At 70.3% G+C, this 20768-nt stretch carries 20 protein-coding genes; 16 read left to right on the forward strand and 4 right to left on the reverse strand.

All coding sequences use genetic code 11. The features are described 5' to 3' along the window. The first annotated feature begins 55 nt into the window (after positions 1-55). Entirely contained in the window at positions 56-1630 is a 1575-nt protein-coding gene (gshA, locus tag ACKTT0_RS06335) for a glutamate--cysteine ligase (RefSeq protein ID WP_407852385.1), read from the forward strand. A gap of 104 nt (positions 1631-1734) precedes the next feature. After that, positions 1735-2253: a lipocalin family protein gene (locus ACKTT0_RS06340; protein ID WP_407849036.1), complete on the forward strand. Its 519-nt coding sequence runs from the start codon at positions 1735-1737 to the stop codon at positions 2251-2253. A 9-nt stretch (positions 2254-2262) separates the two neighbouring features. Here ACKTT0_RS06340 and ACKTT0_RS06345 read toward each other — a convergent pair whose 3' ends face one another. Beyond that, a complete protein-coding gene (locus tag ACKTT0_RS06345; protein WP_407849038.1) occupies positions 2263-3210 on the reverse strand; it encodes a LysR family transcriptional regulator in 948 nt (315 codons plus the stop codon). A gap of 98 nt (positions 3211-3308) precedes the next feature. Here ACKTT0_RS06345 and ACKTT0_RS06350 point away from each other — a divergent pair, with 98 nt between their 5' ends. The 3 genes from ACKTT0_RS06350 to ACKTT0_RS06360 are packed head-to-tail and all read left to right on the forward strand — an operon-like array spanning position 3309 to position 6515. After that, complete coding sequence (locus ACKTT0_RS06350) at positions 3309-4517, forward strand: CaiB/BaiF CoA transferase family protein (protein WP_407849039.1); 1209 nt, start codon at positions 3309-3311, stop codon at positions 4515-4517. After that, on the forward strand, positions 4517-5518 hold the full coding sequence (locus tag ACKTT0_RS06355) for an NADPH:quinone oxidoreductase family protein (protein ID WP_407849041.1): 1002 nt from the start codon (positions 4517-4519) through the stop codon (positions 5516-5518). The genes ACKTT0_RS06350 and ACKTT0_RS06355 overlap by 1 nt, the downstream gene beginning before the upstream one ends. A gap of 10 nt (positions 5519-5528) precedes the next feature. Next, a complete protein-coding gene (locus ACKTT0_RS06360) occupies positions 5529-6515 on the forward strand; it encodes a Bug family tripartite tricarboxylate transporter substrate binding protein (RefSeq protein WP_407849043.1) in 987 nt (328 codons plus the stop codon). Positions 6516-6533: 18 nt separating this feature from the next. Here ACKTT0_RS06360 and ACKTT0_RS06365 read toward each other — a convergent pair whose 3' ends face one another. Both ACKTT0_RS06365 and ACKTT0_RS06370 read right to left on the reverse strand, forming a co-directional pair. After that, a complete protein-coding gene (locus tag ACKTT0_RS06365) occupies positions 6534-8354 on the reverse strand; it encodes a glycoside hydrolase family 15 protein (RefSeq protein WP_407849045.1) in 1821 nt (606 codons plus the stop codon). Positions 8355-8359: 5 nt separating this feature from the next. Continuing rightward, on the reverse strand, positions 8360-9178 hold the full coding sequence (locus ACKTT0_RS06370) for a glucose 1-dehydrogenase (protein WP_407849047.1): 819 nt from the start codon (positions 9176-9178) through the stop codon (positions 8360-8362). A 1123-nt stretch (positions 9179-10301) separates the two neighbouring features. Here ACKTT0_RS06370 and ACKTT0_RS06375 point away from each other — a divergent pair. The 5 genes from ACKTT0_RS06375 to ACKTT0_RS06395 all read left to right on the forward strand — a co-directional run bounded on the left by ACKTT0_RS06375 (position 10302) and on the right by ACKTT0_RS06395 (position 15193). Further along, positions 10302-11051 carry a GntR family transcriptional regulator gene (locus ACKTT0_RS06375; RefSeq protein ID WP_407849049.1) on the forward strand — a complete coding sequence of 250 codons (750 nt, stop codon included), beginning with the start codon at positions 10302-10304 and terminating at the stop codon, positions 11049-11051. Beyond that, positions 11048-12262: a CaiB/BaiF CoA transferase family protein gene (locus ACKTT0_RS06380; RefSeq protein WP_407849051.1), complete on the forward strand. Its 1215-nt coding sequence runs from the start codon at positions 11048-11050 to the stop codon at positions 12260-12262. The genes ACKTT0_RS06375 and ACKTT0_RS06380 overlap by 4 nt, the downstream gene beginning before the upstream one ends. Before the next feature lie 40 nt (positions 12263-12302). After that, positions 12303-13856, forward strand: coding sequence for an acyl-CoA carboxylase subunit beta (locus tag ACKTT0_RS06385; RefSeq protein WP_407849052.1), 1554 nt, complete (start codon positions 12303-12305; stop codon positions 13854-13856). 88 nt (positions 13857-13944) lie between these two features. After that, positions 13945-14934, forward strand: coding sequence for a Bug family tripartite tricarboxylate transporter substrate binding protein (locus tag ACKTT0_RS06390; protein ID WP_407849054.1), 990 nt, complete (start codon positions 13945-13947; stop codon positions 14932-14934). A 37-nt stretch (positions 14935-14971) separates the two neighbouring features. Next, complete coding sequence (locus ACKTT0_RS06395; protein WP_094805571.1) at positions 14972-15193, forward strand: biotin/lipoyl-binding carrier protein; 222 nt, start codon at positions 14972-14974, stop codon at positions 15191-15193. 18 nt (positions 15194-15211) lie between these two features. Here the strand turns inward: ACKTT0_RS06395 and ACKTT0_RS06400 are convergent, their stop codons facing one another. Further along, entirely contained in the window at positions 15212-15511 is a 300-nt protein-coding gene (locus ACKTT0_RS06400) for a hypothetical protein (protein WP_407849055.1), read from the reverse strand. A 144-nt stretch (positions 15512-15655) separates the two neighbouring features. Here ACKTT0_RS06400 and ACKTT0_RS06405 point away from each other — a divergent pair, with 144 nt between their 5' ends. The 6 genes from ACKTT0_RS06405 to ACKTT0_RS06430 all read left to right on the forward strand — a co-directional run bounded on the left by ACKTT0_RS06405 (position 15656) and on the right by ACKTT0_RS06430 (position 20725). Further along, a complete protein-coding gene (locus ACKTT0_RS06405; protein ID WP_407849057.1) occupies positions 15656-16456 on the forward strand; it encodes an alpha/beta fold hydrolase in 801 nt (266 codons plus the stop codon). A gap of 64 nt (positions 16457-16520) precedes the next feature. Further along, on the forward strand, positions 16521-17963 hold the full coding sequence (locus ACKTT0_RS06410; RefSeq protein ID WP_407849059.1) for a sensor histidine kinase: 1443 nt from the start codon (positions 16521-16523) through the stop codon (positions 17961-17963). Continuing rightward, positions 17960-18577 (forward strand): response regulator transcription factor, encoded by a 618-nt coding sequence (locus ACKTT0_RS06415; protein WP_407849061.1) that lies wholly within the window; start codon positions 17960-17962, stop codon positions 18575-18577. The genes ACKTT0_RS06410 and ACKTT0_RS06415 overlap by 4 nt, the downstream gene beginning before the upstream one ends. Positions 18578-18686: 109 nt before the next feature. Then, the gene (locus tag ACKTT0_RS06420; protein WP_289784627.1) at positions 18687-19169 is read left to right on the forward strand and encodes a GlcG/HbpS family heme-binding protein; all 483 of its coding nucleotides are present in this window, start codon (positions 18687-18689) and stop codon (positions 19167-19169) included. Positions 19170-19247: 78 nt separating this feature from the next. Next, positions 19248-19754, forward strand: coding sequence for a sigma-70 family RNA polymerase sigma factor (locus tag ACKTT0_RS06425; RefSeq protein WP_407849063.1), 507 nt, complete (start codon positions 19248-19250; stop codon positions 19752-19754). Next, positions 19751-20725: a FecR family protein gene (locus ACKTT0_RS06430; protein WP_407849065.1), complete on the forward strand. Its 975-nt coding sequence runs from the start codon at positions 19751-19753 to the stop codon at positions 20723-20725. The genes ACKTT0_RS06425 and ACKTT0_RS06430 overlap by 4 nt, the downstream gene beginning before the upstream one ends. The last annotated feature ends 43 nt before the right edge of the window (positions 20726-20768 follow it).

Here is a 20768-nt window from a genome sequence, read left to right on the forward strand (position 1 = left end):
GGAATGCCCGGCAACCCGTAAAATCCGGCGTCAATCCCAGAATATCCATATGACCGTGACCGATACCGCCGCCGACCGCCTGGCTCGTCTACAAGCCCATCCCGCCCTGCTCGCCCAGACCCTGCGCGGTATCGAAAAAGAGGGCCTACGGGTCGACGCGCAAGGCGCCCTGGCCCGCACCGGGCACCCGGCCGGGCTGGGGTCCGCGCTCACCAACGAACACGTCACGACCGACTACTCCGAAGCGCTGCTGGAACTCATCACGGGCACGCACGACCGGGTCGAGCCGCTGCTGGCCGAGCTCGAGCATACCCACCGGTTCGTCTACAGCGTGCTGGACGGCGAATACATCTGGAACCAGTCCATGCCGGCGGCGCTGCCGCCCGAGCGCGACATTCCCATCGCCTGGTACGGCACCTCCAATACCGGCATGCTCAAGCATGTGTACCGCCGCGGCCTGGCGGAACGCTACGGCAAGGCCATGCAATGCATCGCCGGCGTGCACTACAACTTCTCGCTGCCCGACGCGCTCTGGCAACTGCTGGACCCCGCCGCCGACACCGGGCAAGACCGCCGCTCGCGCGGCTACATCGGCCTGATCCGCAACTTCACGCGCTACTCGTGGCTGCTGATGTACCTGTTCGGCGCCGCGCCGGCGCTGTCGCGCAGCTTCATGGGCGGGCGCGAGCACCTGCTGCAGGAGCTCGACGCCGACACCCTGTACCTGCCATACGCCACCAGCCTGCGCATGAGCGACCTGGGCTACCAGAACAAGGCCCAGTCGCAACTCAAGCTCTGCTACAACGACCTGGCCACCTTCCTGGCCCGGCTGTACGGCGCCGTCACCCAGCCGTGGCCCGACTACCAGGCCATCGGCACGCACCGCGACGGCCAATGGATCCAGCTCAACACCAATGTGCTGCAGATCGAGAACGAGTACTACTCCAGCATCCGGCCCAAGCGCACCACCGGGCGCGGCGAGCGCCCCGTCACCGCGCTGGCTGAGCGCGGGGTGCAGTACGTCGAGGTCCGCTGCCTCGATATCGATCCCCAGCAGCCGGCCGGCATCGCGCCCGCGACCGCGCGCTTCATGGATGCCTTCCTGCTCTTCTGTGCCGCCTCGGACAGCCCGTATTTCCCCGAGAACGGCTTTTGCCAGCGCAGCGTCGACAATTTCTCCGTGGTCGTCAAGGAAGGCCGCAAGCCAGGCCTGCTGCTCGACCGCGACGGCGCCGCGATCGGCGTGGCGCCCTGGGGCCACGAGCTGCTCGACCAGATCGAACCCTACGCGGCGCTCTATGACCAGGCGCTGGGCGGCGACGCCTATGCGCGCGCCGTGCAAGCCCAGCGCGAGAAGCTCGACCACCCCGACACGACCCCGTCGGCCCGCCTGCTGGCCGAGCTGCGCGACCACGGGGAATCGTTCCACGCCTATTCCCTGCGCCGCAGCCGCGAACACGCCGCGACGCTGCGCGCGCAGGCCCTGCCGCCCGACGTGGCGCAGGCCTACGCCGACGCGGCGCGCCGGTCGCTCGCCGAACAGGCGCGGCTGGAGCAGAACGACGATGTCGATTTCGACACCTACGTGGCCCGCTACCACGCCGCCCTGAAGGCGCCCCGGCCAGCCTGATCCGGCGGCCCGCCGGGCCACGCAAAGGCGTATCGTTGAGGTTTACGCGCGTGGCGCCGCTCCCCGGGGCGGCGCCACGCGCCGTCCTCTGCCAGGAGGCACCCATGCTACGCACCCTCGCCCTGTCCCTGGTCGCCGCCTGCTGCGCGGCCGGCGCCCTGCATGCCGCCACGCCCGCACCGCGGGCCGTCGACCAACTGGATATCCAGCGCTACGCCGGCAAATGGTACGAAATCGCCCGCCTGCCTTCGGCGCTGCAGCGCGCCTGCGTGGGCGACGCCACGGTCGAATACACGCCCGCGCCCAACGGCGGCCTGCACATCAACAACCGCTGCCGCGCCAAGGACGGCAGCGTCGCCGCCGTGTCCGGCACGGCCGCCCGGGCCGAAGACGCGGCCGGCGCACAGTACCAGGCCCCCTTCCTGCAGCCGGCCGGCGACTACTGGATCATCGGCCTGGACAACGACTACCGCTGGGCGGTCGTGGGTAGCCCCGACCGCAAGGCGCTGTGGATCCTGGCGCGCACGCCCCAACTGCCGCCCGACCTGCTCGAACAGGCCCTGGACGTGGCCCGCGACCAAGGGTATGCGGTGGACGAACTGCAATATACGCCACAGCGCTGAGCGCGCCGATCACGGCGCGACGGGCCGCGCGGGCCGCTGCCAGTCCGCCTGGTGCCGCTCGATCTGGTCCCGCACGAATCCCGCCAGGGCCTGCGTTGCCATTGACGGAAAGCGGTTGGGCGCGGTCAGCAGGTACACCGCATTGCCGACGCCTTCAGGCTCGAACTCGGGCAGGATTTCGTTCAACAGCCCGTCGCGCAATTGAGTCCATACGGCATAGCGCGGCAGCAGCGCCACGCCCAGCCCCGCCAGCACGGCGTCGCGCAGGAAGGGGTAGTCGCCCGACTGCAGGCGCGGCGCCACGCGCAGGATGAGCGGATCGCCATGGGCGGGCTTGAGCCGCAGGTCGAAGCGGCGCCCCAGCGACTGCGGCGCGATCATCGAGCAACGCCCCAGTTGCGCCAGCGTGCGCACCGGCCGGCCGTCGAGCAGGAACGCCGGCGCCGCGCACAGGCACCAGTGGATCGCGCAGAGGCGGCGCGCGACATGGTCTTCCGGCGGCGCCGAGGTGATCTTCAGCGCCAGGTCGACTTCGGCCGATACCAGGTCGCCGATGTTGTCGTTGATGTGCACGCGCAAGGCAATATCGGGATAACGCCGGGTGAACTCCAGCAGCACCGGCGCCAGGTACAGGTGCCCCAGGCCGGTGGGCAGGCGGATGCGCACATCGCCGCGCACCGTGCCGCCCAGGCTGTCGATCGACGAGCGCGCGGCGCGCATCTCGTCGAGCAGCCGCACCCCGTGCTGGTACAGCAGCCGGCCGGCCTGGGTCAGTTCGACGTGGCGCGTGGTCCGGCGCAGCAGCTGGGCGCCCAGCGCCAGCTCCAGCCGCTTCAGCCGGTGCGACATGTTCGAGCGCGTCATGCCGCAGCGCTGCGCGGCCTCGCTCAGGTTGCGCGACTCGACCATCGCCACGAACAGCCGTACCAGGTTCAAGTCGGGTTCATTGTCAAACATGGTTCACCATTCCAGGCACAGACTGGTGGATTGTCGAACCCGGAGGGGCTGCCTACCATCGGTGGATACACCCACTCCACAGCCGCCGGTACCGTCTCATGCCCGTTGTCGCCCCGCCCGCTTCCCATGCCCTGCCGTACGCCGGCCTGCGCGTCCTGGACATCAGCCAGGGCATCGCCGGGCCCTATTGCGCGCAGATCCTGTGGCAGCAGGGCGCCGATGTGGTCAAGGTGGAGCCGCCGGACGGCGACTGGGGGCGGCACGTGGGCGTCGTGCGCGACGGGCACAGCGCGCTCTCGATCGCCTACAACGCCGGCAAGCGCGGGCTCTGCCTGGATGCCCGCACGCCCCTGGGCCGGACGGCGCTGGGCCGGCTGGCGCGCCAGGCCGATGTGGTGATCCAGAACTTCCGCCCCGGGGTGGCGGCGCGCATCGGCGTGGACTACGCCGAGCTGGCGGCGGCGCGGCCCGGGCTGGTGTATGTGTCCATCAGCGGCTACGGCCAGGATGGCCCGTGCGCCGACGCGCCCGCATCCGACTCCGTCATGCAGGCCGACAGCGGCCTGATGTTCGCCAACCGGTCGCCGGACGGCGAGCCGCGCCGCCTCGGCCTGCTGATGGCCGACATCGCCACCGCCCTGTACGCCGTGCAGGCCACCAGCGCGGCGCTGTACCGCCAGGCGCGCGGCGGCGGCGGCGCCCATGTCGAACTGAGCCTGTTCCAGGCCTGCGCCGCGCTGCAGGCCAACGACATCCTGGCTCACCACATGGCCGGCACGCGCGTGGCCGGGCCGGTCAGCGCCCCCAACGGCGTCTTCGAGACAGCCGACGGCCGCCTGTCGCTGCTGGCCTTGAACAACGACCAGTTCGCCCGCCTGTGCCGCGCGCTGGATCGACCCGAATGGTTGGCCGACCCGGCCTACGCGGACAATGCCGCGCGCATGGCCCGCCGCGAGGTCCTGCACCGCGAGATCGCCGCCCAGCTGCGCCGCCGGCCGACCGGCCACTGGGTCGAGCGCCTGGCGCGCGAGCAAGCCTTGCACGCGCGGGTACGCGATTACGACGAGCTGGCCGCCCATCCGCAGGCCCTGCACCTGGGCCTGCTGGAGCCGCTCGCGCAGCCGGGCGGCACGCCGCTGCCCTATGCGCGCGTGCCCGGGCTGCCGGAGGCGCGCGCGCTGGCGCCCGCGCCGGCCATCGGCCAGCATTCGGAACAAATATTGGCCGACTGGGGCATGGACAACGCCGAGATACAGGCGCTGGTGCAGGCCGGCGTGGTGCGGCAGGCCGCGCGGGAGGCCGCCTGATGCGCGCCCTGGTATGCGAACGGCACGGCCCGGTCGGGGACGTCGCGCTGCGCGAGATCGCCGACGCGCCCGCGCCCGGCCCGCACGAAGTCACCGTCGAGATCGACTACGCGAGCGTCAGCCATGCCACCCGGCTGCTGATCGAAGGCAGCTACCAGAGCCGTCCGCCCCTGCCGTTCGTGCCCGGCACGGAGGCCGTGGGCCGGATCATCGCGCGCGGCGCCGGCGTGACCCGGCTGGCCCCCGGCGACACGGTGGTCGCCGTGGCCCGCTGGGGCTGCTACGCGCAACGCCTGACCCTGCCGGAATACACGGTCTACCCGGTGCCCGATGGGCTGCCCGCGCTGGCGGCGCTGCCCGTGCCGATCTCATACGGCACGGCCTACACCGCGCTGCTGTGGCGCGCCGGGATGCAGCCGGGCGACACCGTGCTGGTCCTGGGCGCCGGATCGGGAGTCGGACTGGCGGCGGTCGAGATCGCCCGCCAGGCCGGCGCCGCCGTCATCGCCTGCGCCAGCACCGCGGAGAAGCGCCAGGCGGCGCTGGCGGCCGGCGCCGCGCTTGCATTGGCCGCCGATGCCGGCCTGGCCGCCCAGGTGAAGGCCGCGACCGGCGGGCGCGGCGCCGACATCGTGTTCGACCCGGTCGGCGGCGCGGCGTTCGAGCACAGCGTGCGCGCGGCCGCCGCCAATGCCCGCATGCTGTCGATCGGCTTCGCCAGCGGCCAGGTGCCGGCGGCGCCGCTGAACCTGCTGCTGGTCAAGAACATCGCGCTGCACGGTTTTTTTTTCGGACGCTACCTGGGCTGGACCCCGGCCGACGAGCGCATCGTACATGCCCCGGCACTGCAACGCGCCATGGGCACCCTGCTCGGCTGGGCCCGCGACGAGCGGATCCGGCCGGCTGTCACGGCGGTGTATCCGGCCGCCGAACTCGCCGCCGCGCTGGACGCGCTGGAATCCCGACGCGTCATCGGCAAGGTGGCTCTCAAAATAAACTAGGAGACACCCCATGCTTGCCCTGCAACACTTGCTGCGCGCCGGCCGGCGCGCGGCGGCCTGCGCGGCCGTCGCCTGCGTGGCGGCCGCCGCGCCGGCGCACGCCGGCGCCTTCCCCGACCGCCCCATCACCATGGTGGTGCCCTACCCGCCCGGCGGGCCTACCGACACCGTATCGCGGCTGGTCGCGGCCGAGATGTCCAGGACCATCGGCCAGAATGTCGTGGTCGAGAACAAGCCGGGCGCCAGCGGCATGATCGGCGCCGACCTGGTCGCGCGCGCCAAGCCGGACGGCTATACCTTCCTGGCCAACGCCTCGCTGCACGTCATCAACCCCTATCTGTACAAGTCGATGCGCTACGACTCGTTCAAGGACTTCGCGCCCATCACGCAACTGGCCGACGTGCCGCTGGTGCTGGTGGTGCCCGCGGCGTCCGGCGTGCGCACGGTGCAGGACTTGGAAAAGCTGGGCAAGACGCGGCCGCTGAACTTCGGCTCGGCGGGCACGGCATCGGCCCAGCAACTGGCCGGCGAGTCGTTCAAGGTGCGCAGCGGCCTGTCGATGCAGCACGTGCCCTACAAGGGCAGCGCCCCCGCCCTGACCGACCTGGTGGGCGGGCAGATCCAACTGATGTTCGACTCGATGCCCTCGGCCATGCCGTTCATCAAGGCCGGCAAGTTGCGCGCCGTCGCGGTCACGACCGCACAGCGGGTCGATGAACTGGCCGACGTGCCCACCATGGCCGAGTCCGGCTATCCCGGCTTCGACATCAGCACCTGGTACGGCCTGTGGGCTCCTGCCGGCACGCCGCCCGGCATCGTCGCCAAGCTGTCCGAACACGCGGCGCGCGCGCTGCGGCAGCCCAACCTGATGCGCCAGTACGCCAGCCTGGGCGCCAAGCCGGTGGGCTCCGACCCGCAGGCCTTCGCCCGTTTCACCGAATCGGAAGGCCGCAAGTGGCGCGAGATCGTCACCGCCGCCGGCATCCAGCCGCAATAGGCGCGCGCAGCGCCGCCGTCAATCGTGCGGCGCTTCGCGCGACGAGCGCTGGCGCGCCGGCCCGCCGGCGGCGCTGAGGTTGTAGGCCGTATTGACCAGGCCGATGTGCGAAAACCCCTGCGGGAAATTGCCGACCAGGCGCCGCCGCACCACGTCGTACTCCTCGGCCAGCAAGCCGAGGTCGTTGCGCAGCGACAGCAAGTGATCGAACAGGCGGTTCGCATCGTCGAGCCGCCCCTGCATGATGTAGGCATCAGCCAGCCAGAAGCTGCACGCCAGGAACACGCCCTCGTCGCCCGGCAAGCCGTCGTCGCTCTGCTCGGTCGAATAGCGCAGCAGCAGGCCGTCGCGCAGCAATTCGCGCTCGATGGCCTGCACCGTGCCCGCCACGCGCGGGTCGTCCGCGGGCAGGAAGCCCACCTGCGGAATCAGCAACAGGCTGGCGTCCAGCGCGGCGCCGCCGTAATACTGCACGAACGTGTTGCGCGCGCTGTCGTAGCCGTTGGCGCAGATGTCCGCGCGGATCTCGGCGGCGAGGCCGCGCCAGCGCTCGACCGGGCCTTCCAGCTTGAAGCGCTCGCACGACTTGACCATGCGGTCCATCGCCACCCAGCACATCAGGCGCGAATGCGTGAACGCCCGGCGCGGCCCGCGCATTTCCCAGATGCCATGGTCGGGTTCGCGCCACAGGTCCTCCAGCGGCTTGAGCAGCACTTTCTGCATGCGCCAGGCCTCGGCCAGCGGCGCCAGGTCGGCCTCGCGCGCCGTGTGCAGGGTCTCGATCAATTCGCCGTAGACGTCGAGCTGCATCTGCCCGGCCGCGGCATTGCCGAGCCGCACCGGCAGGCTGCCCTCATAGCCCGGCAGCCAGGGCACCTCGTGCTCCGGCAGCCAGCGCTCGCCGGCGATGCCGTACATGATCTGCAACTGGTTGGGATGCCCGGCCGCCGCGCGCAGCAGCCATTGCCGCCAGGCCTCGGCCTCTTCGCGATAGCCGGCGTTGAGCAGCGCGTACAGGGTCAGCGCCGAATCGCGCAGCCAGCAATGGCGGTAGTCCCAATTGCGGCTGCCGCCCAGTTGCTCCGGCAGCGAGGTGGTGGGCGCCGCGACGATGCCGCCGGTCGGCTGGAACGTCAACAGCTTCAGCGTGATCAGCGACCGCACCACCGCGTCGCGATGCGGGCCGGGGCCGTTTTCCCACCGACAGCGCTTGGCCCACTCGTGCCACCAGGCGATGGTGCGGTCCATGCTCTCGAGCCGGTCCGGCACGAAATGCGGCGTGCGGTGCGAGCGGTGATACGACAGCGTGAACGGCACGGTCTGGCCTTCCTGTACCGTGAAGTCGGCCACGCTGGTCATGTCGCGCCCTTCCAGCGCGACGGCAGTGTGCAGCTCCACGGCATCGGGGCCGGCGATCGCGCTCAGGCCGTAATCGCGCCGCCGCACCCATGGCACCGCCTGCCCGTTGTTGAAGCGCAGGGTGAGTTCCATGTGCATGTCGACCCGGCCCGATTCGCCGCGCACGATGCGCACCACGTCGACGCGTTCTTCCTCGTCGCTCAAGGGCATGAAGTCGTACACGCGCACCACGCCCGTGGCGGTCTCGTGGCGCGTCTCCAGCACGGCGGTGTCGGGCAGGTAGCGCCGCGCCGCCCTGCCGCCTTCCTGCCCGGGCGCAATGCGCCAGCGCCCGTGGCGCTCGTCGCCCAGCAACGCCGCGAAGCAGGCGGGCGAATCGAAATGCGGCAGGCACAGCCAGTCGATCGAGCCGTCGCGCGCGACCAGGGCGGCCGACAGCATGTTGCCGATGAGTCCGTAGTCTTCCAGCGGCTTGGACATCGCGCTCAGCCCGCGCCGCGAAACGCGGGATAAAGCGTCATGCCGCCGTCGACGAACAAGGTCGAACCAGTCACGTAGTCCGAATCGTCGCTGGCCAGCCAGGCCACGGCCCGCGCCACGTCCGCCGGCTCGCCGATCCGCCCGTAGGGGATCAGCTTGAGCAGCGCCGCCAGGCTGTCCGGCGTATTCCAGGCCGGCGCGTTGATCGGCGTGCGGATCGCGCCGGGCGCCACCGAATTGACGCGGATCTTCATCGGCGCCAGTTCCTGCGCGAGCGACTGCATCAGCAGCGACACGCCGCCCTTGGAGGCCGCATAGTTGGCCTGGAATGCCCACGGAATGACTTCGTGGACGGAACTGATGAAAATGATCTTGCCGGCCGCGGCGTCGGGCGGCGGCTTGGGCCGGCGGTCGAGGAACGCGCGCGCCGCGGCGCGCGCGCACAGGAACTGCCCGGTCAGGTTGACGTCGATGACCTTCTGCCACTGCGCCAGCGTCATGTCCTGGATGGCCGCCGGCTGCTCGATGCCGGCGTTGTTGACCAGGATATCGACACCCTGGAAGTGGTCGTGCGCCGCGCGGAACAACTGGGCGACGTCATCCTCGCGGCTGATGTCGGCCGCCGCCGCCACCGCGGCGCCGCCCGCGCGCGTGATCTCGTCCACTACTTCCAGGCCGCGCCGCGTCGAGTCGTCGTTGGGGCGGTGATTCACCACCACCTTCGCCCCCGCCGCCGCCAGTTCCAGCGCAATGCCACGCCCGATACCCGAGTTGGCTCCGGTGACAATGGCCACGCGTCCGGACAGGTCTGTTGCATGCCGCATGCTGCTCTCCTTGCGGCGCGCGGTTCCAGGTGCCGCCATGCGGACCGGGGCGCGCCGCCGTCGATAGCCAGGCTTCAGCTTAGACCCGGATACGGCCCCGGTTCAACCCGGAGGCAGCCACGCCGTGGACGCGACAACGGCCGTGCGGCGGCGGAAAAAAGAAGCCTCGGCCAGGACCGGGGCGAATCACTTCAAGACTCTGCCCAGGCCGCTCTGATCCTGGAGCAAGTGGATTCTCACATGATAGTAAATAATAATCAATATCAGTTGTGGGTTTCTCTTGGCCGGGGTTTGGGTGGTTTTCTTGGTGTTGTCTTCTTTTATATGGACGGGGCTTGCTCGTAGGGCGTCCTGGGCGGGGCATGCGTCCGGTCCGCTGCAAGGCATTGCACGTTGGTGGTGGACGGCGATGCTGCGCGGTAGGTGTCAGACACCCCTTGCGGCACTCCCGCCTACCCGCACCGCTGACCCAGGGGGTGTCTGACACCTGAGGCCGACGCACGGCATAAACCTACGGACGCGACCCTGCGCGTGGGTGTCAGACACCCCTTGCGGCACCCCCGCCTACCTGCACCGCTGACCCAGGGGGTATCTGACACCTGAAAGCCGACGCACGGCATAAACCTACGGACGCGACCCTGCGCGTGGGTGTCAGACACCCCTTGCGGCACCCCCGCCTACCTGCACCGCTGACCCAGGGGGTATCTGACACCTGAAAGCCGACGCACGGCATAAACCTACGGACACGACCCTGCGCATAGGTGTCAGACACCCCTTGCGGCACCCCCGCCTACCTGCACCACTGACCCAGGGGGTGTCTGACACCTGGGAGCGACTCAAGATATGAGACCCGAACCCGAGATATTGCGAGCCCGCGCCTGCCGGCGGGGCCCGGGCGGCCAGTTGGAGCGAGGGTAGCCCCCGCAGGGGGCCGAGGGCGCCTGGTGGCGCGCCCGAGCCGAGCGACGTGGCCGCCCGGGCCCCGCCGGCAGGCGCGGGCGTCTCAAGAACTCAAAACCGCCCATACTCCAGCAGCCTCAACCATCCCAGAAGGATTGTAGGATTGTTAACAATCAAATTGTGTTCTAACATCCCCCCAGTGACCTGACCCGCATCCCCCGCCGTGCCCAGACCCAGCCAGCTGCTCACCGACCTGGAAAACGCCGTGGCCTTCCGCCTGTTCGAAGGCCGCCAGCACACGCCCACGCTCACCGTGCCGGAGCAGATCGCCGCGCAAGTGGGCGACGCCATCATCAAGGGCAAGCTGCGGCCCGGCGAAGCCCTGAACGAACAGCGGCTGGCGGACTCATTCCACGTCAGCCGCGGCCCGGTCCGCGACGCCATCCGCATCCTCGAACGCGAAGGCCTGGCCACCATCTATCCGCGCCGCGGCGCGGTGGTCACCGACCTGACACTGGACGAAGTGCGCGAGATCTTCGAGATCCGCGTCGGCCTGCTCGAAATCGTCGCCCGCAAGATCGCCGCCAACCACAGCCCCGAATACCTGGCCACCCTGCGCGCCGGGGTCGAAAAACTCGAAACCCTGGCCCGCGTCGCCGACGATCGCGGCCAGTACGCCGAGACCTCCTACCGGCTGTCGATCCTGTCGGTGCGCAACTGCGACAACCAGCGGCTGACCCAGATGCTGACCGCCCTGTCGCTGCAGACGCTGCGCTACTCATACATCAGCCTGGCGCCCATCGAACGCCGCCAGGCGTCGGCCGCGCTATGGCGCAAGGGCCTCGACGCGCTGGAGCGCGGCGATACCAGGACCTATATCGCCATCTCGCGCCAGCGGGTCGAGGAATCCGGCCGCGCGGTCGTGCGGCGCCTTTCCGAAAGCTCTCAGGAACCCGCACGGAGACGCGCATGACCGCCGCCCCGCCCGGCCCGTTGGCGGGCCTCAAGGTCGTGGAGATCTGCTCCACCATTGCCGGGCCGGCCTGCGCCCGCCTGATGGCCGACTTCGGCGCCGAAGTCACCAAGGTCGAACCCCTGGAAGGCGACGGCGTGCGCCAGATGGGCAAGCATGTCGAGGACGTCTCGCTATACGCGGCCACCATCCTGCGCGGCAAGCGCTCGGTGGCGCTGGACCTCAAATCCGAGCAGGGCCGCGCCATCACGCGCGCCCTGGTTAACCGCGCCGACATCCTGGTCGAGAACAACCGCCCCGGCGTCATGGAGCGCCTGGGCCTGGACTACGAAACCCTGTCGGCCGGCAACCCGGGGCTGGTCATGGTGCGCATCAGCGGCTACGGGCAGGACGGCCCCTACGCCAGCCGGCCGGGCTACGGCGCCATCTGCGAGGCCTTCGGCGGCGTGCGCCACATGACCGGCGACCCGGACCGGCCGCCGGCGCGCGTGGCGCTGGCCACCACCGACTACCTGACCGCCGTGTACGCGGCCTTCGGCGCGCTGATGGCCATCCACGAACGCAGCCGCACCGGGCTGGGCCAGGTAGTGGACGCGGCCCTGTACGAAACCGCGTTCAGCCAGATGGAACCGTATGTCCCGGCCTTCGAGAAACTGGGCTTCGTGCCGAAACGGGTCGGCCCCAACCTGCCCACCATGGCGCCCAACAGCCTGTACCCCAGCGCCGACGGCGCCTGGGTGCTGATCGCCGCCAACAGCAACCTCGTCTTCAGCCGGCTTGCGCATGCCATGGGCCAGCCCGGACTGCTCGCCGACCCGCGCTTCGCCACCATCCGCGCGCGCGGCGAACGGCAGAACATGGCGGCGCTGGACGCCATCATCGGCGAGTGGACACGCCAGCACGACGCGGCGTCGCTCGAACAACTGCTGATCGCCGAGTCCATCCCGGCCTCGCGCATCTACACCATCGCCGACATCTACGACGACCCGCATTATGCCGAGCGCGACATGCTGGTGCAGGTGCCACATGCCACGCTGGGCCACACCACGCAGGCCGGCGTGGTGCCCAAGCTGTCGCGCACGCCGGGCCACATCCGCCACAGCGGCCCCGACCTGGGCGCGGACACCGAGGCCGTGCTGCGCGAACTGGGCATGAGCCCCGCCGAGATCCAGGCGCTGCAGGCGCAGCACATCATCAAGACCCGCCCATGAACACCACAACGCCAGGGCGGGCACTGTTGGAGAGCAGGCAATGGAACAGAGGCACGACGCAACCGCCGGACAGGACTGGGAAGCGGAACTGCGGGAACTGGCCGCGCGGCGCGAGCAGGCGGCCGCCATGGGCGGCCCGGAAGCGCTGGCCAAGCACAAGGCGCGCGGCCGCCTGAATGCCCGCGAGCGCATCGCGCTATTGTGCGACGCCGGCACGTTCCGCGAGCTGGGCCGCATCGCCGGCAAGGGCCGCTATGACGCGGACGGTTTCTTCCAGTCGCTGTCGCCGGTCAACGCCATCATCGGCTCCGGGCGCATCGACGGCCGCAAGGCCATGCTCTCGGCCGACGACTACACGCTGCGCGCCGGCTCCTCCGAAGCCACCATCTCCGACAAGTGGATCTACGCCGAACGCATGGCGCTGGACTTGAAGATGCCCCTGGTGCGCCTGGTGGACACCGCCGGCGGCAGCGTCAAGCTGCTGGAGCAGCAGGGCAGCAGCAAGATCCCCGGCTACCCCACCTGGCCGGTGGTGCCACTGTTGGACGCCGTGCCGGTGGTAGGCGTGGCGCTGGGCGCCTGCGCCGGGCTGGGCGCGATCAAGGTGCTGATGTCGCATTTCTCGGTCATGGTGCGCGACCAGGCGCAGGTCTTCGCCGCCGGGCCGCCGGTGGTCAAGCAGGCCTACGGCATCGACATCGACAAGAACGAGCTGGGCGGCTACCAGGTGCACCGCCGCAGCGCGCTGGTGCACAACGAAGCCGCCAGCGAGGCCGATGCCTTCGAGCAGGTGCGGCGCTTCCTGTCGTACCTGCCGCGCCATGCCGGGCTGATGGCCGAGCGCGTCGCCACCGACGACCCGCCCGGCCGCGCCGACGACTGGCTGAAGAATGCCATTCCCAAGGACCGCCGCAAGGTCTACGACCCGCGCAAGATCCTCGCCTCCGTATTCGACCGCGACAGCCTGTTCGAGATCGGCCGCCACCAGGGCGGCTCGACCATCACCGCGCTGGCGCGTCTGCACGGCTACCCGGTGGGCGTGCTGTGCAGCGACCCGCGCGTCTCGGGCGGCGCCATGACCACCACCTCGGCCTGGAAGATCGAGCGGCACGTCAAGCTGTGCCAGACCTTCAACCTGCCGGTGGTGCACTTGGTGGACCAGCCGGGCAACGCGACCGGTCCGGAAGCCGAGCTCAGCGGCACGCTGTTGGGCGCGGTGCGGGTGCTGACCACGATCGAGAAGGCCACCATTCCGTGGGTGTCGATCATCATGCGGCGCGCCTTCGGCATGGCCGGCGGCCTGCACGCCCCCAAGCACTTCCCCCGGATCAACCACCGCTTCGCCTGGCCCTCGGCGCGCTGGGGCTCGATTCCCATCGAGGGCGGGGTGGCAGCGGCGCACCGCAACGAGATCGCGTCCGCCGACGACCCGGCGGCCGAGCAGGCGCGGCTGGAAGCCTACTACCACCGCATCGCGTCGCCGTTCCGCACCGCCGAGAAATTCGGCATGCTGGATGTGATCGACCCGCGCGAAACGCGCGACGTGCTGTGCGACTGGGTGGAGGACGCCTGGGAAGTGCTGAAGGCCCGCTGATCCGCGGCGGGTTGCGGTTTTCGACAACGACGGACGGCCGTCGCCCGGGGCCACCCTGCCGGCGAGCCGATCGCAAGGAGACACGATGATGAATGCGTTACTTCGCAGCATGATGGTGTGGACGGCCTGCGTAGCGGCGACCTTCGGCTGGCCCGCGCAGGCCCAGTCATGGAAGCCGCGGCACAGTGTGGAGTTCGTGGTGCCGGCCGGGCCGGGCGCCGCCCTGGACACCGCCGCGCGCGAACTGCAACGGCTGCTCGAACAGCAAAAGGTGCTGGACCAGACGCTGGTCATCTCCAACAAACCCGGCGGCAGCGGCGCGGTGGGCCTGCAGACCCTGCGCGCCCATCCCGGCGACGCGCACTGGCTGGGCACTTTCAGCACCGGCATGATCAGCGCCCGCGTGCTGCATCCCGACGCATTGTCGTACGCCGAGATGACGCCCATCGCCCTGCTGCTGGAAGAATCCATGCTGGTGGCGGTGCGCGCCGACTCGCCATTCAAGAACGTGCACGACCTGGTCGCGCAGCTGAAGCAGAAGCCCGACTCGCTGTCGATCGCCGTGGCCACCTCGGTGGGCAACCATATCCACCTGGCCATCGCCAAGCCGCTGAAGCAGGCCGGCGTGGACATCACCAAGCTGGTCATCGTGCCGTACAAATCGTCCGGCGAATCCATCACGGCGCTGCTGGGCGGCCACGTCGACGTGGTGTCGGCCTCGTCGCCCAATGTGCTGTCGCAGTACAAGGCCGGCACCATCCGCCTGCTGGCGGCGACCACGGCCGAGCGGCTGCCCGGGCAACTGGCCGCGGTGCCGACCTGGAAGGAACAGGGCATCGACGCGGTCTCGACCTCGGTACAGGGCGTGCTCGGCCCCAAGGACATGACGCCCGCGCAACTGGCGTACTGGGAATCGGCGCTGGCAAAGGTGGCCGCCAGCAAGGAATGGAACGACTTCCTGCAAACCCAGCTGTGGCGGCCGCGCTTCGCGCGGCACGAAGAAATGCGGCAAGTGCTGGACGCCGAATACGCCTCCACGCGCGACCTGCTGCTGGACCTGAAGCTGGCCAAGCCGTGACGGCCGGCCGGCACCCCGTCAAACAAGGAGAACCGAAGTGGGACGCGCAAACGTAGTGGCCGAAGTGACCGGCACCGTGTGGAAAATCCAGGCTGAACCGGGCGCCGCCGTCCAGCCCGACGACGTGGTCATGCTGGTCGAGTCGATGAAGATGGAGATCCCCGTGGTGGCCAACGATGCCGGCCGCATCGCGGAGATCCTGGTGCGCGAAGGCGAAATGGTCCAGGAAGGGCAGACCGTGGCGGTGGTCGCCACCTGAGGCCTGCCCGCGCCCGGCCTATCGATAGGACAGCGTCACCACGTAGGCTTGCGGATGCCCCGGCGGCGCGGCGGTGACGCGCGGCAGCGGCTGGATGCTGACATGCGGCGCTTGCGGCGCGGCCGCGGGCGCCGCAGGGCGGTGGCAGGCCGCGTTCGCCCTGGGGCCAGCCTGCCGCAGGCTGACCTGCGCCTCGCAACTGGCCGGCACCACGATGCTGCCCACGAAGTGGATCTTGCCGCCCGCGCCCGCCGCGATTCCCGGCACGGCCAATGCCGCCATCGCCACGCCTGCCCATAGTGCCCGTGCTTCTTTCATACCAGCCTCCTGGTTCGGACCGAATCACGCTCGCGCCATCGCGGCGCCTTCACTCAGGCTTACGTCATCGCGCAGTCCACACTTAAACGCCGGCGACCGGCGGGCATGTAATATTGACGCATTAATTGTTGCAATGCCAGCTTCATGACGGCCCTCATCACGCACGACACCTATATCGACACTGCGCAAGGCAGGCTCTACGCCCGGCGCTGGACGCCGGCCCCGGACCGGCCTGACGGCCCGGCGCCGATCGTGCTGCTGCACGACTCGCTGGGATGCGTGGCACTGTGGCGCGACTTCCCCGAGCGCCTGGCGCTGGCGACCGGGCGCAGCGTCATCGCGTACGACCGCCTCGGCTTCGGGCAATCCGACCCGCACCCGGGCACGCTCGACAGCCGCTTCGTGCACCAAGAGGCCCATGACGGCTTCCGCCGGCTGCGCGAGCAGCTCGGCCTGGAACGATTCGTCCTGTTCGGCCACAGCGTCGGCGGCGGCATGGCGATCGTCTGCGCCGCCGAATACGGCGCGGCGTGCCGGGGCCTGATCACCGAGTCGGCGCAGGTGTTTGCCGAAGAACACACGCTGGCCGGCATCCGGCAGGCCCGCCAGGACTTCGCCCAGCCGGGCCAGCTCGAGCGCCTGCAGAAGTACCACGGCGGCAAGGCGGCATGGGTGCTGAGCGCCTGGATCGACACCTGGCTGTCGCCGGAATTCGCGGCCTGGAACCTGGACGGCGACCTGCGCCGCGTGCGCTGTCCGGTATTGGCGCTGCATGGCGACCATGACGAGTACGGATCGCTGCTGCACCCGCAACGCATCGCCGGCCTGACGCAAGGCCGCCAGGCGATCCTGGAAAATTGCGGCCATGTCCCGCACCGGGAGCAAACCGACAGCGTCCTGGACGCCATCCGGCAATGGCTCGCCGAAGCGCCAGGCCAGCGCTGACCTGGCGGCGGCTCCGTAGCGCTACGGAGGCGCCGGCCGGCCGGGCGGTGCAATAATTGCCGCCATGTTCCGGTCCCATCTGCCGGCGGCCCTGGCCTGGCTGCTGCTCCTGATTCCCGGCGTCGTCGCCATCGGGCTGCAAGACTACGCCGCCCAGCGCGATCGCTTCGTGCAGGACACCAGCATCGTGCACCGCATGCTCAGCCAGAAGGCCGTGCAGCACGAGGCCGTGCTCGCCACCCTGGCGGCGCTTTCCCACCCGCCGGCCCCCGAGCGCCTGTTCCCCAGCCTGCAGCCGGCGCTGCCGCAGCTGCAGGCGGTGGGGCATTCCGATGGCGCCCATTGGCGCGGCAGCGCCGCGCCGCCCGCCGGGCTGGCCGGGGCAATCGCCCAGGCGCGCGCCCTGGGCCGCCCTACGGCGCTGGCCGCCGGGGCAGAAGCCTACTGGCTGGTCGGTCCGTCCGGCTGGAGCATGCGGGTCGACGGCCGGCAACTGCTGGCGCCCGCCGACATACCCGGCACGCTTGGCGCGCTGAGCCTGGACCTGCCCGGCGGGCGGCTCGACCTGCTGGCGTCCGGCGCCGCCGGCCCCGGCCTGCAACTGCAGCGCGACAAGCCGCTGGGCGCGGCCAGCCAGCCCTTCGCGTTGCACAGCGCCCGACGGCTGACGCCCGGCGCCTGGCCATGGGCCGCCTGGCTGGCCTGGGCAATCGCCAGCGCGGCCATAGTGGCCGGCTGGACGCTGTGGCGCCGTTCGCGGGCCTATGCCCGGCGCGAGCGCGAACAGGCGCGCCTGGCGGCCATCGGCCGCCTCAACACCCTGGGAGAAATGGCCGCCGGCATCGCGCATGAATTGAACCAGCCGCTCACGGCCATCCTGGCGCACGCCGGCGCGGCCCAGCGCATGCTGGACGACCCGCACGAACAAGCCGAAGTACGCCGCGCCCTGCAGTCGACCGCGGCACAGGCGCGGCGCGCCGCCGATATACTGGGGCGGCTGCGGACGCTGGTGGCGCACGGCAATCCGGTGCGGCGCGCGCCGCTGGACCCGGACGAACTGGTCGCGTCGCTGCGCTTCCTGCGCGAAGAAGAATTGGCGCGCCAGGGCATCCGCCTGGACTGGCACAACGCCGACAGCACGGCGCGCCCGCTCGGCGACCGGGTCGCGCTGGAACAGGTCCTGCACAACCTGGTGCAGAATGCCGCCGACGCCCTGGCCGGGCAGCCCGCGCCGCGCCGCCTCGAGCTGGGCGGGCGCGTACGCGGCGCGCACTACGAGTTCACGGTGCGCGACAATGGCCCGGGCATCCCGGCCGACGTACTGCCGCGCATCTTCGAACCCTTCTACACCACGCGCGGCCAGGGCATGGGCCTGGGGCTGGCGCTGTGCGAAACCCTGGCCGGCGCCATGGACGCGCGCCTGGACATCCGCAACCATGAGGCGGGCGGCGTATGCGCGACACTGGCGCTGCCCCTGCTTCGCCCTCCCGACAGCCAAGCCGCATGACCGACCCGACCAACCAATCCCCCCTGGTCTACCTGGTGGACGACGACGACGCCGTGCGCGACGGCCTGGCATTATTGCTGGCCAGCGTCGGCCTGCGCAGCGTCGGCTTCGGCGACCCGCGGGACTTCCTGGCGCAGCGGCACGCCTACGCGATCGGCTGCCTGGTGCTGGACATCCGCATGCCGGGCACCAGCGGCCTGCAAGTGCTGGAAGAGGTCGCCGCGCATTCCGACCTGCCAGTGATCATGCTGACCGGACACGCCAACGTCGACCTGTGCCGGCGCGCCTTCAAGACCGGCGCCGTGGAATTCCTGCAGAAGCCGGTGGACGACGACCTGTTCCTCGACGCCGTGCAGGCCGCCGTGCGCCAGCATATCGCCAGCCGCGAGAAGCAGGCCGCCACCCGCGAAGCCGCCCAGCGCCTGGCCCGGCTGTCGGGCCGGGAAGAAGAGGTGCTGCGCCGGGTCGTCGAAGGCGTCAGCAACAAACAGATCGCGCGCGACCTGGGGCTGTCGCCGCGCACGGTGGAGACCTATCGCGCCAACGTGTTCGCCAAACTCGAGGCCGATTCCCTGGCCCAATTGATCCGGCAGTATGCCGCCCTGCTCTCCTGAGCCTCCGTAGCGCTACGGAGGCCCTGCCGTGCCCATGCGCATACCGGCCGGCCGGCGGCGCCGCTAAGCTGTCCTTTCCGTTTTCGATATACGCAAAGGACTCGACATGATGCGCAAATCCCTCGCCCTGCTTTCGCTCCTGGCCCTCTCGCAGGCCGCTGGCGCGGCGGTCGTCACGACCCACAAGCTGGCCCTGGCGGATGCCCAGAAACTGGCCATGGAAACAGTGGCCGCCTGCCAGGCGCAAGGCTACGCGGTCAGCGCCGCGGTGGTGGACCGCGCCGGGCAACTGCAGGCCCTGGCGCGCGCCGACAACGCCGGCCCGCACACCATCGAGGCCAGCCGCGCCAAGGCATTCACCTCGGCCTCGGCCAAGCTGCCCACGCTGGCCATGATGGAGAACGCCCAGAAAAACCCGGGCGCCGCCAACCTGACCGACATTCCGGGCTTCCTGCTGCTGGGCGGCGGCGTGCCGCTCAAGCACGGCGACGAAGTGATCGGCGCCATCGGCGTGGCCGGCGCGCCGGGCGGGCACCTGGACGCCCAGTGCGCCGAGGCGGTGCTGGCGAAGCATGCGGCGCTGTTGAAATAAGGCCGGAGTCTGATAAGGCGGGACTTGCCAGGCATCCCATAAATAACAATAATTCTTATTTTTAAATGCGCCTGTTCCATGCCATCCCCCCTGCCGCCGCACGCCGTGGCACAACTGTACGAGGCGCACCATGCCTGGCTGCAGGAGTGGCTGCGGCGCCGGCTCGGCTGCCGCCATGACGCCGCCGACCTGGCCCACGATACGTTCGCCCGGGTCCTGGCGGCGCGGCCGGCCGCGTCGATCCGCGAGCCCAGGGCCTTCCTGGCCACGCTGGCCCGGCGGGTGCTCTATAGCTTCTGGCGGCGCCGCGAACTGGAGCGGGCCTATCTGGACAGCCTGGCCGCCCTGCCCGCGCCGGCGGCCCCATCCGAGGAAGCCCGCGCCCTGGTAGTCGAAGCGCTGGCCGCCATAGACCGCATTCTGCAAGGCCTGCCCCTGAAGGCCCGCCAGGCGTTTCTATACAGCCAGCTCGACGGCCTGACCTACCCTGAAATCGCCCGGCTCATGGGCATCTCGGCGATCACCGTGCGCCGCTACGTGAAGCAGGCCATCACGCTGTGCGTGTTGGCGGATCTGCAGGCATGAGCCGCGCTGCCACCGATCCCTGCCTGCGGCAGGCCATCGAATGGATGAGCCTGCTGAATTCCGGCGTCGCCTCCGGCGCCGACCGGCAGCGCTTCGAGGCCTGGCACGCTGCCGACGCGCGCCATGCCGCCGCCTGGCGCACGGTCGAGCAAGCCGTGCGCCAGCCGTTTTCGGCCATCCGCGAAACCGGCCAGGCATCCACGGCCAGCGCCATCCTGCGCCAGCCCCCGCCGCGCCGCCGCATGCTGCGCAAGACCCTGGCCCTGGCGCTGGGCGGCGCCGGCGCAGCCTGGCTGGCCAACCGCCAGTTCCCGGTAACCGAATTGGCGGCGGACCTCAGCACCGGCACGGCGCAGCGACGCAGCTTCGTGCTGGCCGACGGCAGCGAAATCATGCTCAATGCGCGCTCGGCCGCCGACCTGGCCTTCGACGGCCAGGTCCGCCGCGTGCGATTGCGCAGCGGCGCGGTCTATGCGCGCGTCGCCGCCGACCCGGACCGGCCGTTTATCGTCAGTTCCCCCGACGGCGATGTGCGAGGCGATGCCGCCGAATTCATGGTGGCCCGCCATCCGGACGGCAGCGTGCTGAGTGTGCTCGCGGGCACGGCCGAGGTCGACGCCGCGGGCGCCCGCCAGGCCGTGCGCCAGGGCGAAGGCGCGCGCTTCGGGCGCCACGGCATCGGCACGCCGGATCGCCAGCTGGCCAGCCAGGCAGCCTGGCGGCGCGGCATGCTGGTGGTGCAGGACGAATCGCTGGGCGCGGTGATCGAGGCGCTGCGCCCGTACCGGCGCGGCTACCTGCGCATTTCCGCCCCCGCCGCCCGGCTCCGGGTACTGGGCACGCTGCCCCTGGACGACACCGACACGGCCCTGGCCGCGCTGGCGCAGACCCTGCCCATCTCGATCAGCGACTACGGCGGCTGGCTGGTCAATATAGATCTGGCCGGCCCGCGCGCCGCGGCGCCGGCCTGATGATCGCTTTTCCCGTCTCGTTGGACATACCTGCACAAGCCAA

Origin of the sequence: Bordetella saccharivorans, from assembly GCF_045862855.1 — a bacterium.
Taxonomy (GTDB): Bacteria; Pseudomonadota; Gammaproteobacteria; order Burkholderiales; family Burkholderiaceae_B; genus Bordetella_A; species Bordetella_A petrii_F.